This window comes from Pseudomonas sp. SID14000, assembly GCF_002165135.1.
In the GTDB taxonomy this organism is placed as follows: Bacteria; Pseudomonadota; Gammaproteobacteria; order Pseudomonadales; family Pseudomonadaceae; genus Aquipseudomonas.
In genome coordinates this window covers 61,859-88,091 of the sequence record NZ_NFZQ01000008.1, presented here as the reverse complement: position 1 = coordinate 88,091, position 26,233 = coordinate 61,859, and the positions used below count along the sequence as shown (strand labels likewise).

The window sequence follows — 26,233 nt, the reverse complement described above, 5'->3', positions numbered from 1 at the left end:
TGAATGATATGTGTGGATCATTCATCGATCTGGCATGGTAGGGCTTGGCTTGCGGGAGGAGTGGGTGGGGGCAAGGCCCGTGACTGGACCCTGAGCGACCCCGCCCACACCGAGACATATGCCGACTACAAATATTTCCACGGCGAAGGCATGGGGAATAGGCCTACCGAGCCAGGCGATAGTGGTCCCTGATGAATACGGGCAGGTCGTTCGAAGGGGGGGTAAACGGGATCTGGTACATCATGTCGCCCACGAAACCGCGGTGATAGGTCGAGTGATTGACCAGATGCAACACGATTTCTTCCTGTGTCATGGCGCCTTTGCCCCCACCGACAAATTCGAAATGGACGACTTTCGACAGATCCTCGAGCGACCACCTGTCAACGAGATCTATGTACCACCGATCCATGAGCTGAACCGCATCCCACAGATCGGCCAGCGGCGGTGTATGCTCAGTGTTCCGGGAAGTGTAGTGATGTCGTTTACCTTGTAGATGGTGCCTGAAAATATCGTTCACCACGTAAACATGGTTCAGTGTATGAACCATGTTGCCAAAGCGCGTCGGCCTCGGACGAAGCGCCTCGCCATCCGGCAGGTTAATCATGCTGTCGAACGTCAGCTCGTTCGCCCAGGCGGTGTAGCGCACCAACATTTTCAAGGTGTCCGTGGCGGATGCAGGCGTAAGTGCAGGGACGGTGATCCCATTGGGGGAAGATTCGCTTTGCGGAGTCGAAGGCATATATATAAACCATGTGCGAGCACAATTGATAATTCGATGACTTTTCTACCAGGAGCCCGGCGGAGTACCCTGTCCGGATGCGGGCCTTATATCCCCTGGTCACGACGAGAAAGATTGATTGGCAGTGCAGCGAAACGGTTATTCATGTTCCGCTGCCAACATTGACCTGAACTGTAAAATCCTTTCTGGAGGCAGCCCCGCAGCTGCAAGCACTGCGCAGGTGAAACTCACAGGTGCAGGGCCTGGTGCAGTTATGATCCGGTCTGCGATCACTGCTCCAGAACAATCTTGATAAAGAATCTCTCCCGTATAATTATCAGCGTTCTGTTTAAGGAAGTCGGCGCTGTTCGAGGTGTGAGGAATCGTGTTGAGAAGGTCGGCCTTCGCAACTGCTAGAGTACCCCCACATATTCCAGCGATTGTTGCCCCCGCGAGTCGGCTAGCGCGAAGAAAGTCGCCAATATCCGGAGCTTCGGATTGTTCCCAGATCATCCCCCCCACGATGACGACAACGTCTGGCTTCCAGTCCAGGCATTGTTGTAAACCGCTATCGACTGTCACGGCTAAACCGCCCTGTGAGAAGAACTTCCCAGGAACCGGGGCGAAAAATCTGACATCGATTCCGTAAAATGGTGATGCGGTTCCTGCAATCAAAGCATATTCCCAGTCCGCAAAACCGGGGGTCAGTACTAAACCTATGCGTGCCATCTGTCATAACTCTCCCTGAGTTTCAAGTGAATAAAACGGCAACAAACAGGCTCAAGACCCGCTATGTCATCTGTATGGCTGCACCCGCCTGGCACTTACGCCACCCCTGAAGGTATTGCTTGGGTCGCCAACAATCCTAATGCGCGTTACACTTTTGGTCTATTTAAATAGTGTCACGTGACACTATTCATGATCTGGACATTAACAATGCTTCTTCAATCGCCCTGGACCCCGCGCCTTGCGGAAATCGAAGCGAGTGTCGCTGAGCGGCTGGTATTGGCCCTGGTCGACGATATTGTCGAGGGACGGTTGAAAGGGGGCGACCGCCTGCCCGCCCATCGAGACCTTGCATGGCGCCTGGAAATCGGACTTGGGACGGTGACTAAAGCCTATGCTGCCCTCGAGCGGCGAGGGTTGGTACGTAGCGTAAAGGGCCGGGGAACATTCGTGGCGATCTGTCAGGCGCATGAGGAACGGGTGATCGACATGTCATCCAATGTGCCTCCGGCAATGATGAGCGCCCGTCTTCTGTCACGGACATTGTCCGGGGTGGCGCGGAAGATCGATGCGGATCATTTCAATCTCTACTCGCCACCTATCGGGCATTTGGAGCATCGACGTTTGTTAGCTCGTTGGCTTGAAACACTCGATGTACCGGTCAAACCGTCAAATCTGGCACTCACAGGGAACGCTCGCCAGGCCATTTCGTTGGCCTTCGATCTCGCCTGTGGCCCGCAGGGAGTGATCCTGACCGAGAGGCTCACTTATCCCGGTGCAATTGCGCTGGCCCGGCGCAAAGGCTATCGGATCAAAGGCGTCGACATGGACACAGAAGGGATGTTACCGGGGGCGCTCGCCGATGTCCTCGACAGCGTCGCATCGGTCGCCAACAGGGCGGTATATCTGACTCCGACGCTGCATAACCCGACCACGGCAACGATGGGTGTGGCACGGAGACAGGCCATTGTCGATGTCTGCCGGCGGTCGGGAGCCTGGATCATCGAGGACGGCGTCTACACACTGGGACCACCAGATGCGCCTGCACTTGCCGTATTGGCGCCTGAGAGGGTCTTCCACGTCAATGGACTGTCCAAATCCCTCGGGCCGGGATTGAGAATCGGCATGCTCACGCTGCCGGAGGGAATGGTTGCGAGGGCGCAAGCTGCCTTGCAAGACATTCCCATGGATCCGTCGCCATTGTCCTGTGCGGTGGTGGAGGACTGGCTGTCCACTGGCGTCATTGCGGCCATCCCGCAGGCCTTACGTAATGAAGCGCGTCGGCGATCGAGTCTGGCCGCTTCACTTCTTGGCGCGGTCGAGCTTGTGTCGCATCCAGATGCCTACCACGTCTGGCTCCCAATGCCACGCGATGCAGCCAACCGCTTCGCTACAGCGGCTGCCTCGCTGGGTATCAGAGTGACGGCTCCCGAGTCGGTCATGGTCGAGCGTAGTGAGCAGGCGACAGGAATTCGCCTTTGCCTCGGCGGCCCGTCGCTCGAAGATCTGACGCATGGGCTGACGCTTCTGGCAAGGCTCCTGAAGAACGAGACTGACGCGGTTGCATGAAGCCTTGCGAGACTGTGACAACGCTCCCGGCGCGAAAGCCAGGGTCTGGCGATTCAGTGGATACTCGAGGCCAGTTCGAAGATCGGCATGTACATCAGGATCACGATCATACCGATCAGCAGGCCGATGAAGGTCATCAGCAGCGGTTCGAACAGCTTGACGAACCATTCCACCCAGCGACCGATTTCCTGATCATGGAAGTCGGCGCAGCGCTCCAGCATCTCGCCCAGGTTGCCGGACTGCTCACCGGCCCGCAGCAGGCGCAGTGATACCGGCGTGACCAGTTGCCCGGCCTCCAGCGCGTCGGATAATGGCAGCCCTTCGCCGACGCGTTGGCTGGCCTGCTCCAGGCCTTGGGCCGCCGCGCTGCCGAGCAGTCCGCGGGCCATGCCCATGGCGGTGAGGATGGGGATCCCGCCTTGCAGCAGGATGCCCAACGAGCGGTAGAAGCGCGCCAGTTCGTACATCATCAGGCGCTGGTGCACTGCCGGCAGGCGCCGTAGCTGACAGGTTGCCCAGCGCCGCACCCGCGGCTGGCGGCGCAGCAGCCACAGTGCCGTGACCGCGCCAAGGCTACCCAGCGCCAGCGATAGTTGCTGGGCGTGCAGGAACAGGCCGATCTGTATCAGCAGCCGTGACAGCCAGGGCAACTCGGTGCCCATGCCCTCGAACACTTGGCTGAAACGCGGCACCACGTAGCCAAGCAGGAACAACACCACGCCACCACCCACCAGCAATAGCAGCAATGGGTAGACCGAGGCCCCTACCAGCTTCTGCCGTACCAGGTCCAGGCGCTGGCGGTAGCTGATGTAGCGGGCGAGGGCATTACCGAGCGCGCCGGTACGCTCGCTGGACTGCACCAGCGCCACGTACAGCGGCGGGAATACCCGTGGCTGCTGGCCCAGGGCCTGGGACAGCGAGCGGCCTTCGTACAGTTGACGGACCAACTCGGCGAGCACTTTGCGCGTTGCAGCTGCGGGGGCCTTTTCTGCCAGGCTCTCCAGGGCGTCGATCAGCGGCAGGCCGGCGTTGAGCAGGGTCGAAAGTTCCTGGCTGAACAGCACCAGGTCAAAGCTTGCCGTGCGGCGCCGGGCCATTTGGCGCAGGGCGCCGCCGTGGCCACGCAGGCTGAGCACGCGCAGGCCTTGGTCCTCGGCCTTGCGGCGGGCCTGGTCGGCGTCCTCGGCGTCGATCTGCAACTGCACCACACCCTGCCTGCCCAGGGCCTTGAGGCTGTAGCGCATGGCCGCTCTCCCTACTGCCAACTGGTGATTTCGGCGTTTTCCCCGTCGCCACCGGGCTGGCCGTCCTTGCCCAGCGACAGCAGGTCGTACTCACCGCCATTTTCGCCGGGTTGCCGGTAGATGTACGCGCGGCCCCACGGGTCTTGTGGCACGGCCTTCTGCAGGTACGGGCCGGTCCAGCGGGCTTCGCCACTGGGGGCGATCACCAGGGCCTGCAGGCCTTGCTCACTGCTGGGGTAGTGACCGACTTCCAGGCGATACAGGTCCAGGGCCTTGCTCAGCCCCTCTATCTGCGCCCGCGCCACCTTGGCCTCGGAGCGGCCGAGCTGGCTGAAGTACTTGGGCGCGACGATCCCGGCCAACAGGCCCAGCACCACCAGGACCACCAGGAGTTCGAGCAGGGTGAAACCACGTTGGGGGTTGGTTCTGCGCTGCATGGTGAAGCCCTCCGTTGCGTAAGGACTAGCTTTTGCAGGCTCCATGCAACAGCCGTGCACGCCTGCTCAAGGGCCTTGCACCATGCGGCACGGAAAGCGGCACAGTGCTTGCGTCGTGGTCATCGATCTCGGGTTTTCCGGGGCATATCCCCCAACATTGGGGGATCACGAAGAGGCGACCGACATGCGTGGACTCATTCTCGGTTTGATCTGGCTGGTGGCAGGTGCTGCCCAGGCTGATGTGTACATTTCCATCGATGCCAAAGGCAGCTACATACTGACCAACGTCCATCGACCCGGGCGCCTCTATGAAACGGTGATCAGCGAGGCGAAGGCCCAGGCCGGCCCGGCAAACGCGCAACTGATCACCGGTCGCCCCTACGCCAAGCTGGTCGCCGCCGCAGCGCGCACGCACGACGTCCCCCCGGCGTTGCTGCATGCGGTTATAAAGGCCGAGTCCGGCTACAACCCCAAGGCCCGTTCACCGGCGGGCGCGGTGGGGCTGATGCAACTGATGCCGGATACCGCCCGCGAGATGGGCGTGGAAAACCGCCTGGACCCGGAAGACAACGTGCAGGGCGGGGCCCGCTACCTCAAGCGCATGCTCAACTTGTTCGACAATGACATCACCCTGGCTGTGGCGGCCTACAACGCCGGCCCAGACGCGGTGCTGCGCCGTGGTGCGGTACCGCCGTTCGCCGAGACCCGGCGCTATGTACCCAATGTGCTGCGGGAGTATCGCCGGTTGCAGGGGGTGGTGGATCATTAGCGTTTGCAACTTCCCTGCGGGAGCGCGCCAGCACCTGGCTTATTGCCAGGCAGGTGCACTTGCAGAAGAGAAGGAACCAATACCCTTCGGCGGATGCCAGCGAGCTAACCCGATGGTTTCCCCAACTCTGGGCTATAACCTTCTGAAGGTGCCCAGTTGTGGAGTCCGCCATGGACATCGCCCCTCGTTCCGACGCTATTGAAGTGCTTGCCGGTAGCGAGCTGGCCACCCCACGCAAGCCGTTCAACCTGCTGCGCTGGTACGCCTGGGTCAGCTTGGCCATCATCCTCTCGGTAGCGGTCGGGCTGGGATTGATTTCCAGCCGTTTCATCATCGACGAGAGCATCGAACGCGATGCCTTGCTCACCGCGCAGTTCATCACCTCCATCGCTGATGCTGAAGTGCGCCATGTGTCGATCCCCAATGTGCGCACCATGGGTGAGCTGCTCGACCCGCGCACCGACCGCGCCAACTTGCTCGACGTCGACCCGGACGCCCGGCGCAGGGCGCGTGGCGAGTTCCTCGACCACATCGCCCATCTGCCCGACATGCTGCTGGCCAACATCTATGCCCCGGACCGTACGGTGATCTGGTCCAGCAACCCGGCGCTGGTCGGCAAGCTGATCGAAGGCGACGCCGATCTGGAGCAGGCCTTCGAGTACAAGATGCGAGTCTCGGCCAGCTACCACAACTTCGAACAGGCCCGGGCCGAGCAGAAGTTCATCACGCCACCCGAGCAGTTGTTCATCGAGAACTACATTCCGTTGTTCGATGCCGATGGTGAGCAGGTCACGGCGATGGTCGAGATCTACAAAGAGCCCCATGACCTGATCGTGCGCATCGAACATGGCCTGATTCTTATCTGGCTGGCGATCACCGTCGGTGCCGGTCTGGTCTATGTCGGCCTGTACGGCATCATGCACCGCGCCGCGCGTCTGCTGGCGGTGCAGCAGAAGCGACTGATCAACAACGAAACCTACGTGGCCCTGGGTGAGGTGTCCTCGGCGGTGGCCCATAGCCTGCGTAACCCGCTGGCCAGCATCCGTTCCAGTGCCGAGTTGGCCCAGGCTTTCGACGATGGCCCGGCGCAGCGCAATGTCAACGACATCATCAGCCAGGTCGACCGCATGTCGCAGTGGATTCGCCAGATGTTGCAGTCATTGCGCCCGCTCGACGATGAGGCAGTGCCGGTGGATTTACCGCTGGCATTGCAGGAAAGCCTGCAGACCTACGCGGTGCCGCTGGCACGCGGCGGGGTGAGCCTGGACCTGCAACCGTTACCGGCAGTACAGGTGCTGGGGCACCCGGCGTTACTGCGACAGATTTTCAGCAGCCTGATCGCCAATGCCCTGGAGTCGATGGAGCAGGGTGGGCGGTTGCGTGTCGAGGTGGTGCGTCATGACCGGCGTAGCCTGACCCTGCGCCTGTCCGACAATGGCAAAGGCATGAACGAAGAGCAGCAGCGAATGGCCTTCCGGCCCTTCTTCACCACCAAGCAGGGTGGGTTGGGCGTGGGTCTGGTGTTGGTTAAACGCATCATGGAAAGCTTCGGCGGCACCGTGCGGCTCAGCAGCAGTGAAGGCCATGGTACCCGGGTTTCGCTGAGTTTTCGGTTGATTCAGTCTTCCTGATTTACATTAATAAACATCTGTATCTTGTTGATTATAAATATTTTTTGTTTTTGGGTAAAAACCCCCAAATGTGGGGGTTTTTCCTTCGGATTAATTTAAGAGGTTTCAGTAAGTAATTGAAAATTAACAATTAAAATTTTCATGAGGTGACTGGCTGAATTCTTGCAGCGTGGTAAGCGGAGCGCAACACACGACAAATGGCAGCTGCGGCTGCATAGGTGGAGTGCTATCAATTGGCTACTGTTCGTCGCCTTGATGCATTTCTGAACGGATGCCCGGCGCGGGAAGCACGCGATGCAGATGCTGGAAAACGAAGTTCCCGACAAGGCCAGTACTACCGCCAGCGGTGTGGCGGTGCCATTGCGCGAATTCAATCTGCTGCGCTGGTTTTCGGTCATCAGCCTGCTGATCATCGCCTCGGTAGCGGGAGGGCTGGGTTATGTATCGACGCGTTTCGTGGTGCGCGACAGTGTCGAGCGCGATGCCATGCTCACCGCCCAGTTCATCCAGGCCATGGCCCAGGCCGAGGTGCGTCATTCGCAGTTGCCGCCGGGTACCACCATGGGCGAGTTGCTTGACCCGCGTCGGGACCAGCAGCACTTGCAGTTCACTCCGGCGCTGGCTGAATCGACCCGGGTCGAGTTCCTCGATCATGTCGAGCACCTGCCGGACATCTTGCTGGCCAACGTCTATGCCCGCGACCGCACCATCGTCTGGTCGACCAACCCGGAGCTGATCGGCGAGCGCATCGAGGCCGATGGTGACCTTGACCTCGCCTTCCGCTCGCGCAAGGCGGTGTCGGCCAGCTACCACCAGGCCGAGGATGACCGCGAAGAGCAAAAGTTCCAGCGTGAACCGCGCTACCTGTTCATCGAGAACTACATCCCGCTGTTCGACAGCCAGGGCGAGCAGGTGCTGGCCATGGTGGAAATCTACAAGGAGCCGCAGGACCTGGTCAGGCGTATCCAGCGCGGCTATGTGCTGATCTGGGCCTCGACCCTGGTGGGCGGGGCGCTGATCTACTTCGGCCTGTTCTGGATCGTGCGCCGCGCGGCGCAACTGCTCCACCTGCAGCAGGACCGGCTGGTGGCCAGTGAAACCTATGTGGCCCTGGGCGAGATGTCCTCGGCGGTGGCGCACAGCTTGCGCAACCCGCTGGCCAACATTCGCTCCAGCGCCGAACTTGCTCAGGAAATCGCCAACCCCGCAGCACAGAAGAACATCACCGACATCATCAGCCAGGTCGACCGCATGTCGCGCTGGGTGCGTGACCTGCTGGTGTCGCTGCGCCCGAGCAGTGACGAGGCCGAGGCCGTGGACCTGGTAACGGTCATCGAAGACACCCACCTGGCCTTCGCCCAGCAGATCGAACGCAACGGCGTGCGCTTCTGCTACGAAGGCCCCGGGTCACAATGGGTGGTTAGCCAGCCGCTCCAGCTCACGCAAATTCTCAACACACTGTTCTCCAATGCCCTGGAGGCCATGCCCGAAGGCGGGATGTTGTGCGCCCAGGTCAATGTGCAGGATGGGCAGCGTGCCGAGTTCGTCCTTAGCGATACGGGCAAGGGCATGAGCCAACAGCAGGAACGGATGGTGTTCAAGCCGTTCTACACCAACAAGCAGGGCGGTCTAGGCGTAGGCCTGGTCCTGGTCAAACGCATCATGGAACGTTTTGGCGGTTCGGTCAGCCTGAGCAGCCGCGAAGAGGAAGGAACCCGCGTCAGCCTCACATTCAATATCGCAGCGGGAGGGGACCATGGAGCACAGCATCCTGGTAGTCGAGGATGATGAAATTCTCGCCGACAACATTCGTACCTACCTCAGCCTCAAGGGTTTCGAGGTCACCGTGTGCCACAGCGCGGAACTTGCGCTGGAGCAAATCAAGCGGGGCCAGCCCGATGCGGTGCTGACCGACAATTCGCTGCCGGGCATGAGCGGGCACGACCTGCTGCGCACCCTGGTGGCGCAGGTGCCGGACCTGAAAGTGATCATGATGACCGGCTATGGCAATGTCGAGGATGCCGTGCAGGCAATGAAGGAGGGCGCCTTCCATTACCTGACCAAGCCGGTGGTGCTGGCCGAACTCAAGCTGACCCTGGACAAGGCGCTGGCCGCTGAGCGCATGGAGCGCACGTTGTCATTCTACCAGGAGCGCGAGGCGCAGAAGTCCGGGTTGCAGGCGTTGATCGGCGAATCACCGACGATGCTCACCCTCAAGCACACCCTGCGCCAGCTGCTGGATGCCGAGCGGCGCATGGCCAGCGACGACTTGCCACCAGTGCTGATCGAAGGCGAGACCGGCACTGGTAAAGAGCTGGTGGCCCGCGCCCTGCATTTCGATGGTTCGCGCAGCAAGGCGCCGTTCATCGAGTTCAACTGCGCCTCGATCCCGGCCAACCTGCTGGAGGCCGAGCTGTTCGGTCACGAGAAGGGCGCCTTTACCGATGCCAAGGAGCGCCGTGTAGGCCTGGTGGAGGCTGCCGACGGCGGCACTTTGTTCCTCGACGAGATTGGCGAGATGGACCTGGTGCTGCAGGCCAAGCTGCTCAAGCTGCTGGAAGACCGCAGCATCCGCCGGATCGGCGCGGTGAAGGAGCGCAAGGTCGACCTGCGGGTGATCAGCGCTACCAATTGCAACCTGGAGCAGATGGTGCAGCAGGGCAAGTTCCGCCGCGATCTGTTTTTCCGCCTGCGCATCATCGCCCTGAAGGTGCCGCGGCTGTATGCCCGGGGGCAGGATGTGTTGCTGCTGGCGCGGCATTTCCTGGCCCATCATGGCCGGCGTTATGGCAAGCCGAACCTGCGCTTTTCCGCCGAGGCGGAAAGCCTGATGCTCGGTTACAGCTGGCCTGGCAATGTGCGCGAACTGCGCAACACGCTGGAGCAGACCGTGCTGCTGGCACCGAACGAGGTAGTGCAGGCGCATCAGTTGAACCTGTGCATGACCCTGATCGACGAGCCGCTGGTGCAGCAGGCGGCGCCTGCGGTGTTCGAAGTGCCCCGGCATGAACCGGAGCCGGGCACCAGCCTGCCGGACATGGAGCGCGACCTGGTATGCAAGACCCTGGACCGCACGGACTGGAACGTGACCAAGTCGGCGCGCATGCTTGGGTTGTCGCGGGACATGCTGCGTTACAGGATCGAGAAGCTGGGGCTGACCAGGCCGGACAAGCGCCAATGGTGAGCTTGTATAATGGGCCGTACAGGGGCCCTTGGGGGAGCGGCTTTAGCCGCGAACACCGGCGCAGCCGGTGCCTACCGTGTTGGATTCTTCGCGGCTAAAGCCGCTCCCACAGGGATCGCGCCAACTTTTAAAATTTGAGCAAGACAGTTGTATCCACAGGGGCCGCGAAACATTCAGGATCATTGATCAACGCTGATTATCGGCTGCTCCCTGGCGCCCGGTGCCTTCCGAGCTACTGCCATCCAGCCCCGGCAAATCCCGGTCGTCGTTCTGCTCCGCCGGCGGGCTGTCAGGGTCGTTGCCCTGTATGCGCGGGTCGGTGTCACGTGGCATGGGTTTTTCGATCGGGTTGAGGGTGCTGTCTACGCCCGGCTTGGGCGCCGGGTTGTGGGGGGCGTCGGGGTAGGTGGGGCCGGTGCCGGCAGCAAGGGCCAGCGGCGTGGTGAGCAGGGCAATCAGCAGAATGCTTGAGCGGGGCATGGCAGGCTCCTTCGCTTCGGGTAGGGCTGATACTTCCTTTCGGCCCTACCCGAAACTTCAAGGTGCCATTACCCCGATCAACGGTTACACCACCAGCGACAGCAACATGATGAAGATGATGCCGACGATCGACAGGATGGTCTCCATCATGCTCCAGGTCTTGAAGGTTTCCGATACGGTCATGTTGAAGTACTGCTTCACCAGCCAGAAGCCCGCGTCGTTCACATGAGACAGAATCAACGAGCCGGCGCCAGTGGCCAGCACCAGCAGCTCACGGTTGACCCCCGGTACCAGGTCGATGACCGGCGCGACGATGCCCGCGCCGGTAATGGTGGCGACCGTGGCGGAGCCGGTGGCGATGCGGATGACCGCCGCCACCAGCCAGGCCAGCATGATCGGCGAAATCTCCGCCTGCACCGCCATCTGCCCGATGACGTTGCCCACGCCGGTGTCTACCAGCATTTGCTTGAAGCCACCGCCTGCACCAACGATCAGCACGATCGCCGCAGTCGGAGCCAGGCTCTGGTCGAGCATTTTCATGATCTGCTGGCGGTTGAAACCACGGGCCGAGCCGAAGGTGTAGAAGGCCAGCAGCAGGGCAGCGAGCAGGGCGGTGATGGGGTGGCCGATCAGGTCCATCCACTGGCGCACGATGTGTTCGGCGGGCAGCACCACGTCGGCGAAGGTCTTCAGCAGCATCAGCACCACCGGCAGCAGCACGGTGACCAGAGTAACGGTGAAGCTCGGCAGGTTGCCCTGGTCGGACTCCTTGGCGATCTGGTCCATCAGTTCCTGGGACGGGTTGCCCGGGATGTAGCGCGAAATGAAGTTACCGAACAGCGGGCCGGCGATGATGGCGGTAGGCAGCGCCACGATCAGGCCATAGAAGATGGTCTTGCCGATGTCGGCATGGAAGATGCCGATCGCCAGCAGTGGGCCCGGGTGCGGCGGCACCAGGCCGTGCACTACCGAAAGGCCGGCCAGCAGCGGAATGCCGATCTTGATCAGCGATACGCCGGAGCGCCGGGCGACGATGAACACCAGCGGAATCAGCAGCACGAAGCCGATCTCGAAGAACAGCGGGATGCCCACCAGGAAGGCGGCGAACATCATGGCCCAGTGCACGTTCTTCTTGCCGAAGGCGCGGATGAGGGTTTGCGCGATCTGGTCGGCACCACCGGAGTCGGCCATCAGCTTGCCGAGCATGGTGCCCAGGGCGAGCACGATACCGACGAAGCCCAGAACGCCACCAAAACCGTCCTGGAACGATTTCATGACCTTGGCCACCGGCATGCCGGAGGTCAGGCCAAGGAAGCCGGCCGCGATAGTCAGGGCGACGAAGGGGTGAACTTTGAAGTGGGTGATCAGCAGGATCAGCCCGACGATGGTAACCAGCGCGTCGAGCAGCAGGAAGGTATCAGTAGCCAGTCCGAACATGGTTTGAAGGCCTCGGTCTTATCGTTGTTTTGGCGTAGCTTTTTTGGAATTTCTTGCCCGCGCTTACGGGGCGAGGTAGCGCTGTCTTTGTTGAGCCAGGAAAGCCGCCACGGTCAGGCGGTTTGTGCCAGGCCCCGCTCACCGCGGCTCTTTAGCCAGCTGTCCACCGCTTCGGCAAGTGCTTCAATGGGCTGGGTGGCGTCAAGGGCCAGGGTCAGGGGTTCGCCGTGTGGCGGTTCCAGGGCAGCGAACTGGCTATCGATGAGGCTCGCCGGCATGAAATGCCCGGGGCGGGCCAGCACGCGTTTTTCGGCCTCGGCGGGCGACAGTTCGAGGAACACGAACACCAGGCCGGGCATGGCGTTGCGCAGGGTGTCGCGGTAGCGGCGCTTGAGAGCCGAACAGGTCAGGATCGGTCGCTCCCCAGCCTGGGTTGTGGATTGCAGTTCCTGGCCAAGACGCACCAGCCAACCAGCACGGTCGCTGTCGTCCAGGGGGATGCCAGCGCTCATCTTGCGGATGTTTTCGGCAGGGTGGAAAGCATCGCCTTCGATCAGGCGGCCGCCGCTTCGGGCGGCGATGGCAGCGCCGATGCAGCTTTTGCCACAACCGGCCACGCCCATCACCACGATGGCGGACAGGGGAGAATTCATCAGTACCTCCTGCGGGTGAGATAGCGCTGTCCCGTCATCGACGAACAGTCGCCTCCCCGGTGTTATTGATCTTGTCCTTACGCAGTATGGACGCTTGGCGGCGAGCGCGTGTTGGCTGCTACCAAAGATTACATTGCCTGCGTCCTGAGACAGCGCTACCTTAGTGGCCGTTCCCTTTCCTTGCAAGTAGTAAAATTACAACACTCATGTCCCGCACTGGCTCCCGCACCACAGGTCGTCCCACTCTGGCAGAAGTAGCCAGGCTTTCCGGGGTTTCCCCGATTACCGCCTCGCGCGCCCTGCGTGGGGTCAGCACGGTTGCGCCGGAGCTGGTCGAAAAGGTCGTTGCTGCTGCGGCGAGCCTCGGTTATGTGGCCAACCCGGCGGCCCGGGCCCTGGCTTCGGCACGCAGCCAGTCGGTGGTGGTGTTGATCCCGTCGCTGTCCAACCAACTGTTCATCGACACCCTGGAGGCCATTCATGAGGTCATGCGCCCGCGCGGGCTCGAGGTGCTGATCGGCAACTATCACTATGATCTTGCCGAAGAAGAGAACCTGATCCGCAATTACCTGGCCTACCAGCCCTGCGGCATGCTGCTGACTGGCTTCGAGCGCAGTGAGGCATCGCGGCAGATGCTTGCGGCCAGTGGCGTGCCCTGCGTGCACATGATGGAACTGAATGGCGAGGCCGGGGCATTGTCGGTCGGCTTCTCGCAGCAGCAGGCCGGGCGTGCTGCTGCCCGCCACCTGATCGAGCGCGGGCGCAAACGCCTGGCGTTCATTGCCGCGCAACTCGACCCACGGGTGATGCAGCGTGCCGAAGGGTTCCGCCAGGCGCTGGCCGAGGCCGGCTTGCAGGCGGCCGAGCTGGAGGTGCTGGCGCCGGAGCCTTCCTCCATCGCTTTGGGCAGCGCGCTGTTCAGTCAACTGCTGCAACAGGCGCCGGATGTCGACGGTATCTTCTTCTGTAACGACGACCTGGCCCAAGGCGCGGTGTTGCAGGCATTGCGCCAGGGGGTGGAGGTGCCGCGGCAGGTGGCGATGGTCGGTTTCAACGACCTGCCGGCTTCGGCACACATGGTGCCGCGGCTGACCTCGATTCGTACGCCTCGGGCTGCCGTGGGGCGTGGTGCGGCGCAGGCGCTGCTGGCGTTGCTCGATGGCAAGCGGGTGCCGAATGCGCAGCAGGACCTGGGCTTTGAGTTGATGGTGCGGGAGAGCTCCTGAAACGGGGGAGGCAGGTGTCTGCCTTGCGCTGTAGGCCCTACAAAAATCAAGTCTTGCACCAGGTGATCCATGCTCAAGACACCGCGCAAAAAGGAACAACCAGATCAGTTCGACGCTGCCATCGCACTGAGCGCATCGCCCAATTCGTCCAACAGGATCTCCAGGCTGGCTTGTAATTGCAGGCGCAAATCAGCCGTCGGCAGGCCTTGGCCATAAGCCTGTTCGATGGCTTCGCAATCCTTGACCAGCGTGCGTACCTTGAGCATCTTCGCCCCGCCCTTGATCCGGTGAGCCAGGGCACGCACAGCCTCGCCAGGGGCCTCTGCTGCCATTGCGCGCAAGGCCGCCAGGTCTTCGCTGACGCTTTGTGACAGCTGTTCCAGCAAATGCCGCGTCAGTTGTTCGTCGTCTTGTGTCAGGTGGCGCAGTTCGCCCAGGTTGAACCCGCTGCCGGGGCGCGCCGGCGGCTGTTGCCTGTGGCGGGCCTGGGGCAGGTGGGTCTTGAGTGTGCCCAGGCCAATCGGTTTGAACAGGCATTCGTCCATGCCGCTGGCCAGGCAGCGGGCACGCTCCTCGGCCTGGGCGTTGGCGGTCACGCCGAGAATCCGGCATGGGGCCAGGCCACGCTCGCCCTCGAGGCTGCGAATGCGACGGGTGAGTTCGTGGCCGTCCATGACCGGCATGCTGCAATCGGTGATCACCAGCTCGAAGTATGCTGCCTGCCAGCGTGCCAGTGCGATTTCACCGTTTTCCGCCAAGGTCACGCGGTGCCCCAGGTTATGCAGTTGCCGCTCCAGCAGCAGCAGGTTGGCGGGGTAGTCGTCGACCACCAGTATGTTCAGCGGGCCACTGCTGCTTTCCAGTGCCGGAGCGTACTGTTCGGTCTGCACCGGTTCTGCGCAGACGGGCAATTGCAGGTTGACCTGCACCTTGGTGCCAACGCCTTCGACGCTCTGCAGGCTCAAGGTGCCGCCCATCAATTCGACCAAGGTACGGCTGATGACCAGCCCCAGGCCGGCGCCCTGGCGTGCCCGCGGGCCCTCGGCCTGGACGAAGGCATTGAACAGCCTGGCCTGGTCGGCGGGGCTGATGCCGATGCCGGTGTCTCGAACATTCAGTTCCACTGCCAGATGATCGTTGTCGGAGGGCAAGGGTAGCAGCAGGCTGGCCTGCACTTCGCCGCGGTCGGTGAACTTGATGGCGTTGCTGATCAGGTTGGACAAGACCTGCTTGAGCCGCAGCGGATCAGCCAGCACCCAGACCGGCGTAGCGGGCAGTTCGCTATGCAAACGCAGGCCTTTGGTCCGTGCATTGCCTTCGAACACCCGCAGGGTGGCACGTACCAGTTCGACCAGGTTGGTGGGCACCGGCTGCAGGGTAATATGCCCGGACTCGATACGGGAAATGTCGAGAATATCGCCAATTAGCTCAAGCAAGCCGATGGCCGAATCATGGGCGGTCTGCAGGGTCTGGGTGTCGCAGCGGCCGCCGCGGCTGTCTTCCAGGGCCAACTCCAGCAGGCCGATCACGGCATTCATCGGGGTACGGATTTCATGGCTCATGGTGGCCAGGAAGGTACTTTTGGTCTGGCTAGCCTGTTCGGCGTCGTCCTTGGCCTGGCGCAGCTGTTCGAGCAGGCCGCGGCTCAGCGCCAGTTGTGCTTGCAGGGCATGCTGGGCCTCGGTGCGCTGGTTGATCAGTTTGCGCAGGTAGCTGTTCCAGAATACCACCCCGGCCAACAGCAAGGCCGACAGCACCAGCACCTGCAGAGCCAGGGTACGGTAGTCGCGCCAGGGGCTGTCACTGACCAGGGTGCTGGTGCGCCAGCGGTTGATCAACTGGTCCAGTTCTTCGGGGGGAATGCTCAGCAGCGCCTTGTCCAGGATTGCCTGCAACTGGGGATGGTCCGCAGCCACCGCAAAGGCGGCGATGGCTGGGTCGTCGTCGAGCACACTGGCGATACGCAAGCGGTCCTTGAATACATGGCTGATGTAGTAGGCAGCGTTGATATGGCTGCTCAGGGCGACGTCAGCGGCACCGTTGGCCACGGCTTCCATCACGCCGAGCGGGTTGTCCACTTCGATCATCCTGGCCTGCGGGTAGCGTTGTTGCAGCACGGTCCGTTGTGGCGAGCCGCGGACCAGGGCGATGCGCTGGCCATCCAGGGTCTTGGCCTGCGCCGGTGATGCATTGTTGCCGCGGGTGACCAGTACTCGCGGGCTAACCAGGTAGGGGCGGGTATAGCGCAGTTGCTTCGAACGGTCCGTGCTGTAGCCCAATGCGCCGATCATCTGCGCATCGCCGCGCGCCAGGCGTTCGACCATTGCCTGTGCCGAAGGGCTTTCGACCGGCTTGAAATGCAGCCCCGTGCGCAGCGAGATCTGCTTGAGCAGGTCGAGGGTAATGCCGCTGGGACGGTGCTGGGCGTCGTTGAAGGTCAGCGGCGCCAGCGATGTGTTGACCAGTACGCTGATGCTGGGGTTGGCGGCGATCCAGGCTTCTTCTTCGGCGGTCAGGGCGGTGAGGTGGCGCTGCAGCAGCAGGCTGGTGTTGCCACTGCTCCAGCGGCGCAGGATGTTCAGGCGTTCGCTTTCGCTGATGCGCGCCAGCGCCTTGTTGACCAGCCGGTGCAGGCGTGGGTTGTCATTGGCCAGGGCAAAGGCAAACGCCCCGGGGGCAACCCGGCAGAAATGGTCGATCTTCAGCGTGCCCTGGTAACTCTTGCCAATCGCGAAGTCGGTACTGATGGCATCGCCCAGGTAGGCGTCGGCCTCTCCCAGTTCTACGGCGGCCAGCCCGGACAGGGTCGAGCGATACAGGCTCAATTGTGCCTTGGGGTACAGGGTGCGGACGCTACTGGCCGGAAGGTAATGATCGACCATGGCCAGGCGCAGGCCGGCGAGGTCGGGCGTGTTCTTCAAGCTGCGCCCCTCGCGGGTAACGATGACTGGCAGGTCGTCGGCATAGGGCGCACTGAGGCTGAGCTGGGCATCCGCCGCCTCGAAGGCGTTTGAGCTGCCCAGCAGGTCGATACTGCCCTCGCGTAGTGCGGCAATGGCTTCGTGGCGGCTGTCGTAGCGTCGCACTTCGATGGTGATGCCTAGCTGTTCAGCGATGATGCCTGCGTAATCGGCGCTGAGGCCTTCGTAGTCGCGCTGGCTGACATTGATTTCGAGCGGTGGGTAGTCGGGCCGCGAACTGCCTAGCACCAGATGCTGGCGTTGCTGTAGCCATTGCCGCTCTTCGTTGGACAGCGCGAGCGGGACGGCGGCGCTGACCGAGCGGGCCAGCAACTGGCGGGGTTCGCTATTGGCCAGCACCGCACCGGAACCGGCCAGGCCGATTGCCAGGAGGGCGCTTGCCAGCAGGCGCTTCATTGCCGTCAAGCGCTCAGTAGACGCTGTTGCGCTTGGCCAGGTCGACCATTTCAACCAGCGATTCAGTCTTGAGCTTTTCCATGATGCGCCCCCGGTAGGTGCTGATGGTCTTGGCACTGAGGTTCATGCAGGTGCCGATATTCTTGTTGTTTTCACCGCGCGCCAGGCGCCGCAGCACTTCCATTTCCCGGTTGGACAGGCTGGCCAGGCGCACCGGCTCGCTTCCCAGCGAGTTGCTGTTGACCGACATCTGCGGGAAGGTCGAGTAGCCCTTGACCAGGGCCTTGAGGGCAAACAGCAATGCCTCGTGGTCTTCTTCCTTGGTGACGAAAGCGCCGATGCCTGCATCCAGGCAGCGCCGCACATACAGGTCGGTGGCCTGGCCAGTCAGCACCATGATCTTGGGAACCGGCACCAGAGACTGCAGACGCTTGATTACTTCCATGCCGTCCAGGCCTGGCAGTCCGATGTCGAGAATGACCACGTCCGGGCGCAGTTCGCGGGCCACCTGCGCCACCTCGCTGCCATTGCCGACCTCGCCGACTACATGGAAGCGCTCGCGCTCGAGCAGTAGACGCAAGGACAGCCGGACGATGGGGTGGTCGTCGACGATCAGCACGGTTGTCATGAGGAAAACTCCTGTCAGGATGTGGCCCGTTTCCTGGATCACTCAGGAATACGTCTGCAAGTGGGTTAATCAGAAGCGCTGCACGATACGACCATTCCCGAAATTTGGTAATGGCGAGTATAGAAGTGTTGAAAGTCCTCGCCCTTGTTGTTGAAAAGTCCTACAAAAAACGGGAAAGACATCACCCTACCAAAGCGGCAATGTCTGTTTTTTCAGGTCGGTCAAGCGCAGGCGGAGTGCGTTTTGGTCACACGCTGGGTCGAGGCGGGGTTGTTTACCAGCGCCTGGCCGATACGGGTCGGGCGTGCCACCAACTGGCCGGTGCAGTTCGGGCAGCGGCCCTGGAACCGGGTTTCGGCGCAGGTGCGGCAGAAGGTGCATTCGAATGAGCAGATCAGCGCGTCGGGGCTGTCACCCGGCAGGTCGGTATTGCAGCACTCACAGTTGGGGCGTAGGTCCAGCATGGGCATGACTCCTGTTTACAGGTGGGAACCTGGAGTCTGCTACGCCCGTGGCGAGCCTGGCAATGCTCAGTCGCCAGGGCGATACAGGTGGGCGTGCCCCGCGCGGTACAAGGCCGACTCGGCAAACGGTGTGTCGCCCAGCACATGGCCCACCAGGATCAGCGCCGTGCGGCGGAAGCCCTTGGCCGCGACGCGTTCGACGATATCGCCGAGGGTGCCGCGCGCCCAGTCCTGGTCCGGCCAGGTGGCGCGATGTACCACCGCCACCGGGCAGTGCGCACCGTAGTGCGGCAGCAGCTCATCGACGATACGCGACAGGTGCTTGACCCCCAGGTGAATCGCCAAGGTGCTGCCGTGGCGCGCCAGGTCGCCCAGCTGTTCGCCCGGGGGCATTGGCGAGCTGTCGCCGTAGCGGGTGAGGATGACGGTCTGCGCCACTCGTGGCAGGGTCAGTTCGCAGCCGAGCAGGGCGGCGCTGGCCGCCGTGGCAGTGACCCCGGGGATGATCTGATAATCGATGCCCAGCGTCTGCAGGTGGCGGATCTGCTCCCCGATGGCACCATACAGACTGGGGTCGCCACTGTGTATGCGGGCCACATCCTGGCCTCGCTCATGCGCGCTGCGCATGGCGGCAATGATTTGTTCCAGATGCAGTTCGGCACTGTTGATCACGGTCTCGGCCTGGTGGCCCTCGAGCACGGCGGCCGGCACCAGTGAACCGGCATAGATGATCACCGGGCACTGGCGGATCAGCCGTTGGCCCTTGACCGTGATCAGTTCCGGGTCGCCGGGGCCGGCACCGATGAAGTAGACCGTCATGGAAAATCCTTGCAAGAAAGAGGGGGAGAACGTTCAACAGGCCAGGGCGAGGGTGGCCGGGCCCATTACCTGGCGCGTGAGCAGCAACCTGGCCGTGCCAAGCTGTTGGCTGGCCAAGGCCAGTGCCGCACTCTCTGCTACGCCCCAGCAGCCGCTGTGGGCATGGGCGGCGGCGGAGCGGTGGCTGAGCTGGAGTTCGTAGGGTTGCAGCTGCGCGGTATCGTACAACACCAAGGGCACGTCGAGGCGTTCGGCCAGTTGCTGCAAGCCGGGTTCGTCGGCCTTCAGGCTGGTGCTGGCGATGCCGTGCAGGTCGGCCAACGCCAGGCCCTGGCTGTCCAGGGCCTGGTGTAGCAAGGTTTCCAGCGTATCCGCCGGGCAACCCCGGCGGCAGCCGAAGCCGGCGTAAAAGGCTGGCATCAGGCTTGGCTGGAGCGTCGGAACAGCCAGGCGCTGAGCAGGCCCAGGGCCAGCCAGAAGGCAGCGTTGGTCAGCCAGGAGGCCACTTTGAACTGGGTTTCCAATGCTGCGGGGGCCAGGCTCTCGTGTACCTCGGGTTGCGGTGCACCGATCACATGGGGAATGACCAGCAGCACGGCGCCCAGCGCCTTCAGCAACCAGTGGCGGGCGAACACCAGCAAGGCCAGGCCCAGCGCGGTGGCGCTGGCGGTGCCGACCCACCAGGTCTGGCGTTGCCCTAGGTCGGCGGCTGCGGTACCTGGCAGTTCCGGCGGCAGGCCCAGGGTCGGGGCCAGGCAGAACACAGCGAAGCCGGCCAGGCCCCACAGCGCGCCGGTGCCGGCACGCTTTGGTTCGCGCAGGCTGTAAAGGGCGGTGAGGATCAGGGCGAAGCCGACCGCGACCACCAGGTTGCCTCCGGTAGTGGACAGCACCCGCTGCCAGCCGTCTTCCGGCGACCAGGCTTCGGCGCTGTGTTCATGGGCGGCCACTTCGCCAGCATGCTCGTGCTGGGTGGCCGGGGCGGCAGACTCGTAGGTTTCTGCCTCGAGAATCAGCGGGGCGACCCAGAAGCTTTGCAGCACGGTCAGCAGCAAGGCTGCCAGTAGCCCGCTGAAGCCCGCGGTACGGGCAATGCGTGTGATCATCGGGCGTACTCAGTGGCAGGGGAAGGCGGCGCTGTGGCGGGTGTCGTGGGCGGCGTTGTGCACGGCCTCGATGTGCGAGAAGCCGGCGAAGTACACCAGGCACAGGCCCAGCAGGCTGGCGCCGACGGCGATGACGACACGCTGGCTGAGGGTGACGGGGGTAGTGATGCTGTGTTGCTTGGCGCTGGTGACGGGCATGACGCGTTCCTCTGCTTTTTGTGGGCAACGGGCAAGCGCGGCAGCCCCGAGCGTGGCAGCCCAGGGGAATGCAACAGCGCCCGCCCACCGCGGGGTGTTCATGAACGCCAGGCCGGTCTCCGGGCTTGCGAGGAGGAGCCTGGCTCCTGGAAGGCGTCACCTTCCCATGCCGGGTGATCAGGCACAGTGGTACAGACGCTTCGCTCGCTTACCGTTGCGGGGGCAGCACCGGCCTTGTCCGGCCCTGCTGGAGGGCCTGTGACGCACCGGTTTCCCGTTTCACCCCCATCGGGGGCACCTGAACGCGAGGCATAAGGAGACCATGGGGCGGGGCTGGCGTCAATTGCCCTGATGGTAGGGCTTTGGTTTTGCAGCGCCTGTGGGATCGAGCGCCGCCCGCGCGGCGCTTCGCGGCACAAGGCCGCTCCCACATCTGTTTCGGGCCAATTATTCCTGTGCCAGGTGGGTTGCAGCCTTGGTGCCTGGCTGAAGATTGGTGAGGAGCAGTCGTGCGCCCCTCGATATCGAATGGAACAAACAAGACGGACAGAGGTGAATTCACAGGAGTAACTGGGCCGAAACAGATGTGGGAGCGGCCTTGTGCCGCGAAGCGCCGCGCGGGCGGCGCTCGATCCCACAGGCGCTGAAAAGCTCAAGGCATGCGCACTCAAGCCCTCATGCAAGCTGGTTCTGCCTGTAGTGGTCTATGCCGTGAGCATCCACCCACTCAGCCGCGGGCAAACGCCGCCAGCTTGTCCCCATCCAGCCGGTAGCGCACCCACTCATCCTGCGCCTCGGCCCCCAGCTTCTGGTAAAAGCCGATCGCCGGCTCGTTCCAGTCCAGCACGCTCCATTCCAGTCGCCCGCAATTATTCGCCACCGCCTCGCGGGCAATGTGCTGCAGCAATTGCCGCCCGGCACCGTCGCCACGCTGTTCGGGTGTTATGTACAGGTCCTCCAGGTAAATGCCGTTGCGCCCGAGCCAGGTCGAGTAGCTATAGAAGTACACGGCAAAGCCGATGGCCTGGCCATCACGCTCGCAAATCAGGCTGTGTACGGTGCTGCCCTCGCCAAACAGGCTGTGTTCGATATCGGCAACGCTCGCGATCACCTCGTGGCGGGCGCGTTCGTACTCGGCCAGCTCGGTGATGAAGGCCAGGATCTGCTCGGCATCGGTGCGAACGGCAGGGCGAATGGTGACGCTCATGGTGACGGTTTCCTTGATCTGGTGGTAGCGGTACAGCGATGTGTGCCTACACAATTGAATAAAACTGTACCGGTCGTTGAGAAGGGCGACTCGGTTAGTGTGGCAGCACCCATAAAGAAAATGGAACGCCTGCCATGCTTGCCTCTGCCGACCTGTTGACCGCCTTCGTGCTGTTTGCCTTCGTTTCTTCCATCACGCCTGGCCCCAACAACACCATGCTGCTTGCCTCGGGGGTGAACTTCGGTGTGCGTCGCTCGATCCCCCACGCCCTGGGTATCAGCGTCGGTTTCATGGTGATGGTGCTGGCCGTTGGCCTGGGCCTGGGCGAGGTCTTCAAGGCCTGGCCGCCGCTATACACGGTATTGCGCTACACCGGCGCTGCGTACCTGCTGTACCTGGCCTGGAAGATTGCCACCTCCGGGCCGGTCGGCACAGCCTCTTCCAGTGCCCCCAAACCACTGGGCTTCTGGGGCGCGGCGGCATTCCAGTGGGTCAACCCCAAGGCCTGGGTGATGGCAGTGGGGGCAATCACCACCTACACGCCGGCGCAAGGCTATGTGACGAATGTCATTGTCATTGCCGCCTTGTTCGCCCTGGTCAACCTGCCCAGCGTGGGGGTGTGGGTGATGTTCGGCAGCGCCCTGCGCAACTTGTTGCAGAACCCGCGCTGGTTGGTGCTGTTCAATGTCCTGATGGCCTTGTTGCTGGTGATTTCACTGTACCCGCTGCTGTTTGTAGAATCGGCATTTTCCTGACCCCGCGAGTACAGCAAGCCGATGCAGTTGATTCCCTGGTCCCACGAATGCGCCGAAGGCTTCACCCTGCGTGGCTGGCGAACCCCGGCCAGTGGCAAGCCGCTGCTGCATTTTCTGCACGGCAACGGCTTCTGCTGCCTGGCCTACCAGCCATTGCTGATGCGCCTGGGCGAGCATTTCGACCTGTGGCTCAGCGATGTCCAGGGGCATGGTGACAGTGACCATGGCGGCGTGTTTCGTGGCTGGAACCGTACTGCTGCGCTGGCGGTGGACGCTTTCGCAGCCGGGCGAGGCGAGTATGGCGATGTGCCGCGCTTTGCCGTGGGGCACAGTTTCGGAGGCGTGCTCACCGGCCTGATCCTGGCCACTGAACCGCAATTGTTCACGCGTGCCGTGCTGCTTGACCCGGTACTTTTCAGCCGGCGCATGCTGAGTGTAATGGGGGTTGCAGCCCTGGTCGGCTTGCACCAGCGTCATACCTTGGCGCGCAAGGCCGCCAGCCGTCGCAGCCACTGGCCCGACCGCGAGGCAGCCCTGGCTTCGCTGCATGGGCGGGGTATCTTCAAGGGGTGGACCGATGCGGCGCTGCGGGCCTATGTCGAGCACGCCATCGGCGACTGTGGTGAAGCGGTGGTACTCAAGTGCCGGCCCAGCCGCGAAATGGAAATCTTCAGTTCGTTCCCCAAGCGCATGTGGGCCAGCCTGGCGGCGATTCGCACGCCCACGCGGGTGCTGTATGGCGAGCACACCTATCCCTTCGTGCCCCATTCAGTGAACCGCCTGGTTGCACTAAACCACAATGTGACCGCGCGGCAGGTTGCCGGCGGGCATTGCTTCATGCAGGAAGACCCGAACATGGCTGCTGAACAGGTGCTCGGTTTCTTGCAAGGCTGACTGTTCCACTGATGGAACAATGAATGCCACGCAAGCCGGCTACCGTCCTATTGGCGTCATTGATAAGGTTATCTCAACCAAGAGAGGAGCCTTCTCATGAAAAAGATTCTGGGTATTCACCGCAGCCCTCACGCCCATTGGGTAGGTGATGGCTTCCCGGTGCGCAGCCTGTTCACCTACGACACCCTGGCCAGCAAGATCAGCCCGTTCCTGCTGCTGGATTATGCCGGCCCTCATGACTTCACCCCGACCAGTGCGCGGCGTGGCGTTGGCCAGCATCCGCACCGGGGCTTCGAGACCGTGACCATCGTTTACCAGGGCGAACTGGAGCACCGTGATTCCACCGGCGCTGGCGGCTTGATCGGCCCCGGTGACGTGCAGTGGATGACTGCTGCCAACGGCATCATCCATGAAGAGTTCCATTCCCCAGGCTTCGCCCGCACTGGCGGAACGCTGGAGATGGTGCAGCTGTGGGTCAACCTGCCGGCGCGGGACAAGCGCGCAGCGGCTGGTTACCAGACGCTGCTGGCCGAGGACATCCCGGTGGTGGCGCTGGATGGCGAGGGCGGCAGCCTGCGAGTGATTGCAGGTGACTACCGTGGGCATTCGGGGCCGGCGCGGACCTTTACCGCCATGGATGTCTGGGATCTGCGCCTGAATGCCGGTGCAGCCTTGCTGTTGCCGGTGGCCGCCGGGCGCAATGCGGCACTGGTGGTGTTGCGCGGCAATGTGCGGATCAACGGCGAGCGCGAAGCCGGCCCATCCAGCCTGGTGCTGCTTGACCGCGGGGGGGAGGATGTTGCTGTTGAAGCGCTGGAAGGTGCCAGCCTGCTGCTGCTCAGCGGTGAGCCGATCGACGAGCCCATCGTGGGTTATGGCCCGTTCGTGATGAACAGCCAGGCAGAGATTGCCGAGTCGTTCGATGACTTCCATGCCGGGCGGTTCGGGCAGATGCAGGATGCGCGGGACGGTGCGGCGCATTGATCCTGGTTGATTGAAGCTTGTCCGGCCCTATCGCCGGCAAGCCAGTTCTCATGGAACAACACATAACTCATTGGTTTGAGATTCTGTAGGAGCAGCCTTGTGCTGCGAAGAGGCCGGTACTGACGAAGCCTATCTAGTGCTTGTACCGGCCTCTTCGCAGCACAAGGCTGCTCCTACAAAGGACGCGTCAAACGAGCGATATTTGTTTTCTGCGCGACAGCGCAGCCCAAAAGGGCTGGGCGATCTCCCACAGGTACAGCGTTGCTCTCGAGATTGTCGCTGTACCTGTGGGAGCTGGCTTGCCGGCGATAGGGCCAGTACAGGTATTACATTTGCTGGCATGATACAGCCATGCCCAAGCTCACCGCCCTGCACGCCGTGCGCCGATCATTGCCCACCCAAGGCCACCACACCCTGTGGCTGCGTTACCGTGCCCCTTACCACTGGCCCTCGACCTTGTCCTTCCTCGCTGCCCGCTGCATCCCCGGCATCGAGGCCTGCCGCGATGGCACCTACCGCCGCACCTTGGTGGTTGCCGGCCACCACGCCGTTTTGCACGCTACCCCTTCGGGTAGCCAGTACCTGCGGGTCCGCCTTGAAGGCGTCCCGGCCCATGCATTACCCGGCCTGATCGTCAGGTTGAGGCGGGTCTTCGACCTCGATGCCGACCCAGCGCGCATCAATGCCGAGCTGTCCCGCGATCCGCTGATGGCCCGTTTGCTACAGGAACGCCCAGGCCTGCGCGTGCCACAAGGCTGGGATGCCTGCGAGCAGGCCATGCGCACCGTGCTGGGCCAGCAGGTCAGTGTGGCCGGGGCCATGACCCTGGCCGGCCGCCTGGTGCACCGCCATGGCGTGCCCTTGCGTTGGCCTGCTCCGGGCCTGAGCCACGTGTTCCCGACGCTGCCGGTTCTGGCGGCTGCGCAGTTCGATGGCATGGGCATGCCGCGGGCGCGCGCCGCCACCCTGGGCACGCTGGCCAGTGCCTTGCTGGCCGAGCCCGGGCTGCTACGCCGCGGGCAAGTGCTGGATGAACTGCTGCGCAACCTGTGCCAACTCAAGGGTATCGGCCCCTGGAGCGCGCACTACCTGGCGTTGCGCCAGGCTGGCGCGGCCGATGCCTTGCCGCTGGGCGACGTGGCGCTGGTCAAGGCGTTGCGCTTGCTCGAAGGCGAGGACGCTCAACTGGCGCTACGAGCCCTGGCCTGGCGACCGTGGCGGGCCTATGCGGCCCAGCACCTGTGGGCATCACTAGGGCCTGCCGGGACCGCTCGTCGTTAAGTCTGCCATTGCGTTCGAACACTCGGCCTGTGCAAGCAATCTTCCACTAAGGTGCTAGAGGATTCCCCGCATGATCATTGCCTTGGCGCATGGATGCCTGTCGCGGCATGCGCAATATCAATTGGCACCTCGCCTGACAAAGGCGTACTCACACAACAGGCCATCCCACAGAGAGGGTCGTACCATGTCGTTGATAGGAGTTTCGATGCTAGAAATGCGGCAGATGATCGAGCAGGCCTGTCTGCCCGACCGTTGTGAAGTCAGCTGCCCGGACGGCGCCAACTTGACCATCCGCCTGGGTCAGGGCCAGAGCCTCGATGATGGCGTGACCCTGAGCGGGGTCCCGCTGCAAAGCCTCAACAGTTGCCGTGACCTGGTCAACCTGGTGGGGCAGCTGCACGCGCTGCGTGACAGCCACCCGACGCCGCTCAAGGCAATTGCCTGAG

26 protein-coding genes and 1 riboswitch are annotated in these 26,233 nt (G+C 62.6%); of the genes, 11 read left to right on the top strand and 15 right to left on the bottom strand.

Annotated elements, in window-relative coordinates; translation table 11 throughout:
- Positions 1–163: 163 nt before the first annotated feature.
- Complete coding sequence (locus CAY82_RS13715) at positions 164–739, bottom strand: DinB family protein (RefSeq protein ID WP_087501684.1); 576 nt, start codon at positions 737–739, stop codon at positions 164–166.
- A gap of 138 nt (positions 740–877) precedes the next feature.
- Complete coding sequence (locus tag CAY82_RS13710) at positions 878–1,447, bottom strand: DJ-1/PfpI family protein (protein ID WP_087501683.1); 570 nt, start codon at positions 1,445–1,447, stop codon at positions 878–880.
- Positions 1,448–1,636: 189 nt separating this feature from the next.
- Between CAY82_RS13710 and CAY82_RS13705 the strand changes: the two genes are divergently transcribed.
- Positions 1,637–3,013, top strand: a complete 1,377-nt coding sequence (locus CAY82_RS13705; RefSeq protein WP_256576274.1) for a PLP-dependent aminotransferase family protein — start codon at positions 1,637–1,639, stop codon at positions 3,011–3,013.
- Positions 3,014–3,066: 53 nt separating this feature from the next.
- Here the strand turns inward: CAY82_RS13705 and CAY82_RS13700 are convergent, their stop codons facing one another.
- Positions 3,067–4,257, bottom strand: coding sequence for a type II secretion system F family protein (locus CAY82_RS13700; protein ID WP_087501681.1), 1,191 nt, complete (start codon positions 4,255–4,257; stop codon positions 3,067–3,069).
- A gap of 11 nt (positions 4,258–4,268) precedes the next feature.
- On the bottom strand, positions 4,269–4,694 hold the full coding sequence (gspG, locus tag CAY82_RS13695) for a type II secretion system major pseudopilin GspG (protein ID WP_087501680.1): 426 nt from the start codon (positions 4,692–4,694) through the stop codon (positions 4,269–4,271).
- A 184-nt stretch (positions 4,695–4,878) separates the two neighbouring features.
- Here gspG and CAY82_RS13690 point away from each other — a divergent pair, with 184 nt between their 5' ends.
- The 4 genes from CAY82_RS13690 (at position 4,879) to CAY82_RS13675 (ending at position 10,278) form a co-directional block, all read left to right on the top strand.
- Positions 4,879–5,463, top strand: a complete 585-nt coding sequence (locus tag CAY82_RS13690; protein WP_087501679.1) for a lytic transglycosylase domain-containing protein — start codon at positions 4,879–4,881, stop codon at positions 5,461–5,463.
- A 170-nt stretch (positions 5,464–5,633) separates the two neighbouring features.
- Positions 5,634–7,094 (top strand): HAMP domain-containing sensor histidine kinase, encoded by a 1,461-nt coding sequence (locus tag CAY82_RS13685; RefSeq protein WP_087501678.1) that lies wholly within the window; start codon positions 5,634–5,636, stop codon positions 7,092–7,094.
- Positions 7,095–7,388: 294 nt separating this feature from the next.
- A complete protein-coding gene (locus tag CAY82_RS13680) occupies positions 7,389–8,882 on the top strand; it encodes a HAMP domain-containing sensor histidine kinase (RefSeq protein WP_087501677.1) in 1,494 nt (497 codons plus the stop codon).
- Positions 8,851–10,278 (top strand): sigma-54 dependent transcriptional regulator, encoded by a 1,428-nt coding sequence (locus CAY82_RS13675; RefSeq protein ID WP_087501676.1) that lies wholly within the window; start codon positions 8,851–8,853, stop codon positions 10,276–10,278. The genes CAY82_RS13680 and CAY82_RS13675 overlap by 32 nt, the downstream gene beginning before the upstream one ends.
- Positions 10,279–10,464: 186 nt before the next feature.
- Here CAY82_RS13675 and CAY82_RS13670 read toward each other — a convergent pair whose 3' ends face one another.
- The 3 genes from CAY82_RS13670 to CAY82_RS13660 all read right to left on the bottom strand — a co-directional run bounded on the left by CAY82_RS13670 (position 10,465) and on the right by CAY82_RS13660 (position 12,848).
- A complete protein-coding gene (locus tag CAY82_RS13670; protein WP_087501675.1) occupies positions 10,465–10,758 on the bottom strand; it encodes a hypothetical protein in 294 nt (97 codons plus the stop codon).
- 84 nt (positions 10,759–10,842) lie between these two features.
- Positions 10,843–12,195: a GntP family permease gene (locus tag CAY82_RS13665; RefSeq protein ID WP_087501674.1), complete on the bottom strand. Its 1,353-nt coding sequence runs from the start codon at positions 12,193–12,195 to the stop codon at positions 10,843–10,845.
- Positions 12,196–12,308: 113 nt separating this feature from the next.
- On the bottom strand, positions 12,309–12,848 hold the full coding sequence (locus tag CAY82_RS13660) for a gluconokinase (RefSeq protein WP_087501673.1): 540 nt from the start codon (positions 12,846–12,848) through the stop codon (positions 12,309–12,311).
- Between the two features lie 206 nt (positions 12,849–13,054).
- Between CAY82_RS13660 and CAY82_RS13655 the strand changes: the two genes are divergently transcribed.
- Positions 13,055–14,074, top strand: coding sequence for a LacI family DNA-binding transcriptional regulator (locus CAY82_RS13655; RefSeq protein ID WP_025339312.1), 1,020 nt, complete (start codon positions 13,055–13,057; stop codon positions 14,072–14,074).
- Between the two features lie 104 nt (positions 14,075–14,178).
- Here the strand turns inward: CAY82_RS13655 and CAY82_RS13650 are convergent, their stop codons facing one another.
- The 8 genes from CAY82_RS13650 to CAY82_RS13615 all read right to left on the bottom strand — a co-directional run bounded on the left by CAY82_RS13650 (position 14,179) and on the right by CAY82_RS13615 (position 21,873).
- Positions 14,179–17,451, bottom strand: a complete 3,273-nt coding sequence (locus CAY82_RS13650) for a transporter substrate-binding domain-containing protein (protein ID WP_087501672.1) — start codon at positions 17,449–17,451, stop codon at positions 14,179–14,181.
- Positions 17,452–17,464: 13 nt separating this feature from the next.
- Positions 17,465–18,079: a response regulator transcription factor gene (locus CAY82_RS13645; protein ID WP_087501671.1), complete on the bottom strand. Its 615-nt coding sequence runs from the start codon at positions 18,077–18,079 to the stop codon at positions 17,465–17,467.
- Positions 18,080–18,300: 221 nt separating this feature from the next.
- Positions 18,301–18,543, bottom strand: coding sequence for a DUF1272 domain-containing protein (locus CAY82_RS13640; protein ID WP_087501670.1), 243 nt, complete (start codon positions 18,541–18,543; stop codon positions 18,301–18,303).
- Between the two features lie 66 nt (positions 18,544–18,609).
- The gene (gene cobM / locus CAY82_RS13635; protein ID WP_087501669.1) at positions 18,610–19,362 is read right to left on the bottom strand and encodes a precorrin-4 C(11)-methyltransferase; all 753 of its coding nucleotides are present in this window, start codon (positions 19,360–19,362) and stop codon (positions 18,610–18,612) included.
- Between the two features lie 33 nt (positions 19,363–19,395).
- Positions 19,396–19,782, bottom strand: coding sequence for a cobalamin biosynthesis protein (locus CAY82_RS13630; RefSeq protein WP_087501668.1), 387 nt, complete (start codon positions 19,780–19,782; stop codon positions 19,396–19,398).
- The gene (locus CAY82_RS13625) at positions 19,782–20,468 is read right to left on the bottom strand and encodes a CbtA family protein (RefSeq protein ID WP_087501667.1); all 687 of its coding nucleotides are present in this window, start codon (positions 20,466–20,468) and stop codon (positions 19,782–19,784) included. Before CAY82_RS13625 ends, CAY82_RS13630 begins: the two co-directional genes overlap by 1 nt.
- A gap of 9 nt (positions 20,469–20,477) precedes the next feature.
- Positions 20,478–20,666 (bottom strand): CbtB domain-containing protein, encoded by a 189-nt coding sequence (locus CAY82_RS13620; RefSeq protein ID WP_025339304.1) that lies wholly within the window; start codon positions 20,664–20,666, stop codon positions 20,478–20,480.
- 92 nt (positions 20,667–20,758) lie between these two features.
- Positions 20,759–20,983: riboswitch (cobalamin riboswitch) on the bottom strand.
- A gap of 410 nt (positions 20,984–21,393) precedes the next feature.
- Positions 21,394–21,873 (bottom strand): GNAT family N-acetyltransferase, encoded by a 480-nt coding sequence (locus CAY82_RS13615; protein ID WP_087501666.1) that lies wholly within the window; start codon positions 21,871–21,873, stop codon positions 21,394–21,396.
- A gap of 134 nt (positions 21,874–22,007) precedes the next feature.
- On the opposite strand from CAY82_RS13615, the gene CAY82_RS13610 reads away from it, so the two are divergent.
- The 5 genes from CAY82_RS13610 (at position 22,008) to CAY82_RS13590 (ending at position 26,232) form a co-directional block, all read left to right on the top strand.
- A complete protein-coding gene (locus tag CAY82_RS13610; protein ID WP_087501665.1) occupies positions 22,008–22,628 on the top strand; it encodes a LysE family translocator in 621 nt (206 codons plus the stop codon).
- A gap of 21 nt (positions 22,629–22,649) precedes the next feature.
- Positions 22,650–23,522 carry an alpha/beta fold hydrolase gene (locus CAY82_RS13605; RefSeq protein WP_087501664.1) on the top strand — a complete coding sequence of 291 codons (873 nt, stop codon included), beginning with the start codon at positions 22,650–22,652 and terminating at the stop codon, positions 23,520–23,522.
- Positions 23,523–23,618: 96 nt separating this feature from the next.
- Positions 23,619–24,506 (top strand): pirin family protein, encoded by an 888-nt coding sequence (locus CAY82_RS13600; RefSeq protein ID WP_087501663.1) that lies wholly within the window; start codon positions 23,619–23,621, stop codon positions 24,504–24,506.
- Positions 24,507–24,857: 351 nt separating this feature from the next.
- Positions 24,858–25,787, top strand: a complete 930-nt coding sequence (locus CAY82_RS13595) for a DNA-3-methyladenine glycosylase (RefSeq protein WP_087501662.1) — start codon at positions 24,858–24,860, stop codon at positions 25,785–25,787.
- 184 nt (positions 25,788–25,971) lie between these two features.
- A complete protein-coding gene (locus CAY82_RS13590) occupies positions 25,972–26,232 on the top strand; it encodes a DUF1652 domain-containing protein (RefSeq protein ID WP_087501661.1) in 261 nt (86 codons plus the stop codon).
- Position 26,233: the final 1 nt, after the last annotated feature.

Coding starts and splice junctions, on each gene's coding strand:
- CAY82_RS13715 (WP_087501684.1), bottom strand. CDS start 739: ATGCCTTCGACTCCGCAAAGCGAATCTTCCCCCAATGGGATCACCGTC.
- CAY82_RS13710 (WP_087501683.1), bottom strand. CDS start 1,447: ATGGCACGCATAGGTTTAGTACTGACCCCCGGTTTTGCGGACTGGGAA.
- CAY82_RS13705 (WP_256576274.1), top strand. CDS start 1,637: ATGATCTGGACATTAACAATGCTTCTTCAATCGCCCTGGACCCCGCGC.
- CAY82_RS13700 (WP_087501681.1), bottom strand. CDS start 4,257: ATGCGCTACAGCCTCAAGGCCCTGGGCAGGCAGGGTGTGGTGCAGTTG.
- gspG (WP_087501680.1), bottom strand. CDS start 4,694: ATGCAGCGCAGAACCAACCCCCAACGTGGTTTCACCCTGCTCGAACTC.
- CAY82_RS13690 (WP_087501679.1), top strand. CDS start 4,879: ATGCGTGGACTCATTCTCGGTTTGATCTGGCTGGTGGCAGGTGCTGCC.
- CAY82_RS13685 (WP_087501678.1), top strand. CDS start 5,634: ATGGACATCGCCCCTCGTTCCGACGCTATTGAAGTGCTTGCCGGTAGC.
- CAY82_RS13680 (WP_087501677.1), top strand. CDS start 7,389: ATGCAGATGCTGGAAAACGAAGTTCCCGACAAGGCCAGTACTACCGCC.
- CAY82_RS13675 (WP_087501676.1), top strand. CDS start 8,851: ATGGAGCACAGCATCCTGGTAGTCGAGGATGATGAAATTCTCGCCGAC.
- CAY82_RS13670 (WP_087501675.1), bottom strand. CDS start 10,758: ATGCCCCGCTCAAGCATTCTGCTGATTGCCCTGCTCACCACGCCGCTG.
- CAY82_RS13665 (WP_087501674.1), bottom strand. CDS start 12,195: ATGTTCGGACTGGCTACTGATACCTTCCTGCTGCTCGACGCGCTGGTT.
- CAY82_RS13660 (WP_087501673.1), bottom strand. CDS start 12,848: ATGAATTCTCCCCTGTCCGCCATCGTGGTGATGGGCGTGGCCGGTTGT.
- CAY82_RS13655 (WP_025339312.1), top strand. CDS start 13,055: ATGTCCCGCACTGGCTCCCGCACCACAGGTCGTCCCACTCTGGCAGAA.
- CAY82_RS13650 (WP_087501672.1), bottom strand. CDS start 17,451: ATGAAGCGCCTGCTGGCAAGCGCCCTCCTGGCAATCGGCCTGGCCGGT.
- CAY82_RS13645 (WP_087501671.1), bottom strand. CDS start 18,079: ATGACAACCGTGCTGATCGTCGACGACCACCCCATCGTCCGGCTGTCC.
- CAY82_RS13640 (WP_087501670.1), bottom strand. CDS start 18,543: ATGCTGGACCTACGCCCCAACTGTGAGTGCTGCAATACCGACCTGCCG.
- cobM (WP_087501669.1), bottom strand. CDS start 19,362: ATGACGGTCTACTTCATCGGTGCCGGCCCCGGCGACCCGGAACTGATC.
- CAY82_RS13630 (WP_087501668.1), bottom strand. CDS start 19,782: ATGCCAGCCTTTTACGCCGGCTTCGGCTGCCGCCGGGGTTGCCCGGCG.
- CAY82_RS13625 (WP_087501667.1), bottom strand. CDS start 20,468: ATGATCACACGCATTGCCCGTACCGCGGGCTTCAGCGGGCTACTGGCA.
- CAY82_RS13620 (WP_025339304.1), bottom strand. CDS start 20,666: ATGCCCGTCACCAGCGCCAAGCAACACAGCATCACTACCCCCGTCACC.
- CAY82_RS13615 (WP_087501666.1), bottom strand. CDS start 21,873: ATGAGCGTCACCATTCGCCCTGCCGTTCGCACCGATGCCGAGCAGATC.
- CAY82_RS13610 (WP_087501665.1), top strand. CDS start 22,008: ATGCTTGCCTCTGCCGACCTGTTGACCGCCTTCGTGCTGTTTGCCTTC.
- CAY82_RS13605 (WP_087501664.1), top strand. CDS start 22,650: ATGCAGTTGATTCCCTGGTCCCACGAATGCGCCGAAGGCTTCACCCTG.
- CAY82_RS13600 (WP_087501663.1), top strand. CDS start 23,619: ATGAAAAAGATTCTGGGTATTCACCGCAGCCCTCACGCCCATTGGGTA.
- CAY82_RS13595 (WP_087501662.1), top strand. CDS start 24,858: ATGCCCAAGCTCACCGCCCTGCACGCCGTGCGCCGATCATTGCCCACC.
- CAY82_RS13590 (WP_087501661.1), top strand. CDS start 25,972: ATGTCGTTGATAGGAGTTTCGATGCTAGAAATGCGGCAGATGATCGAG.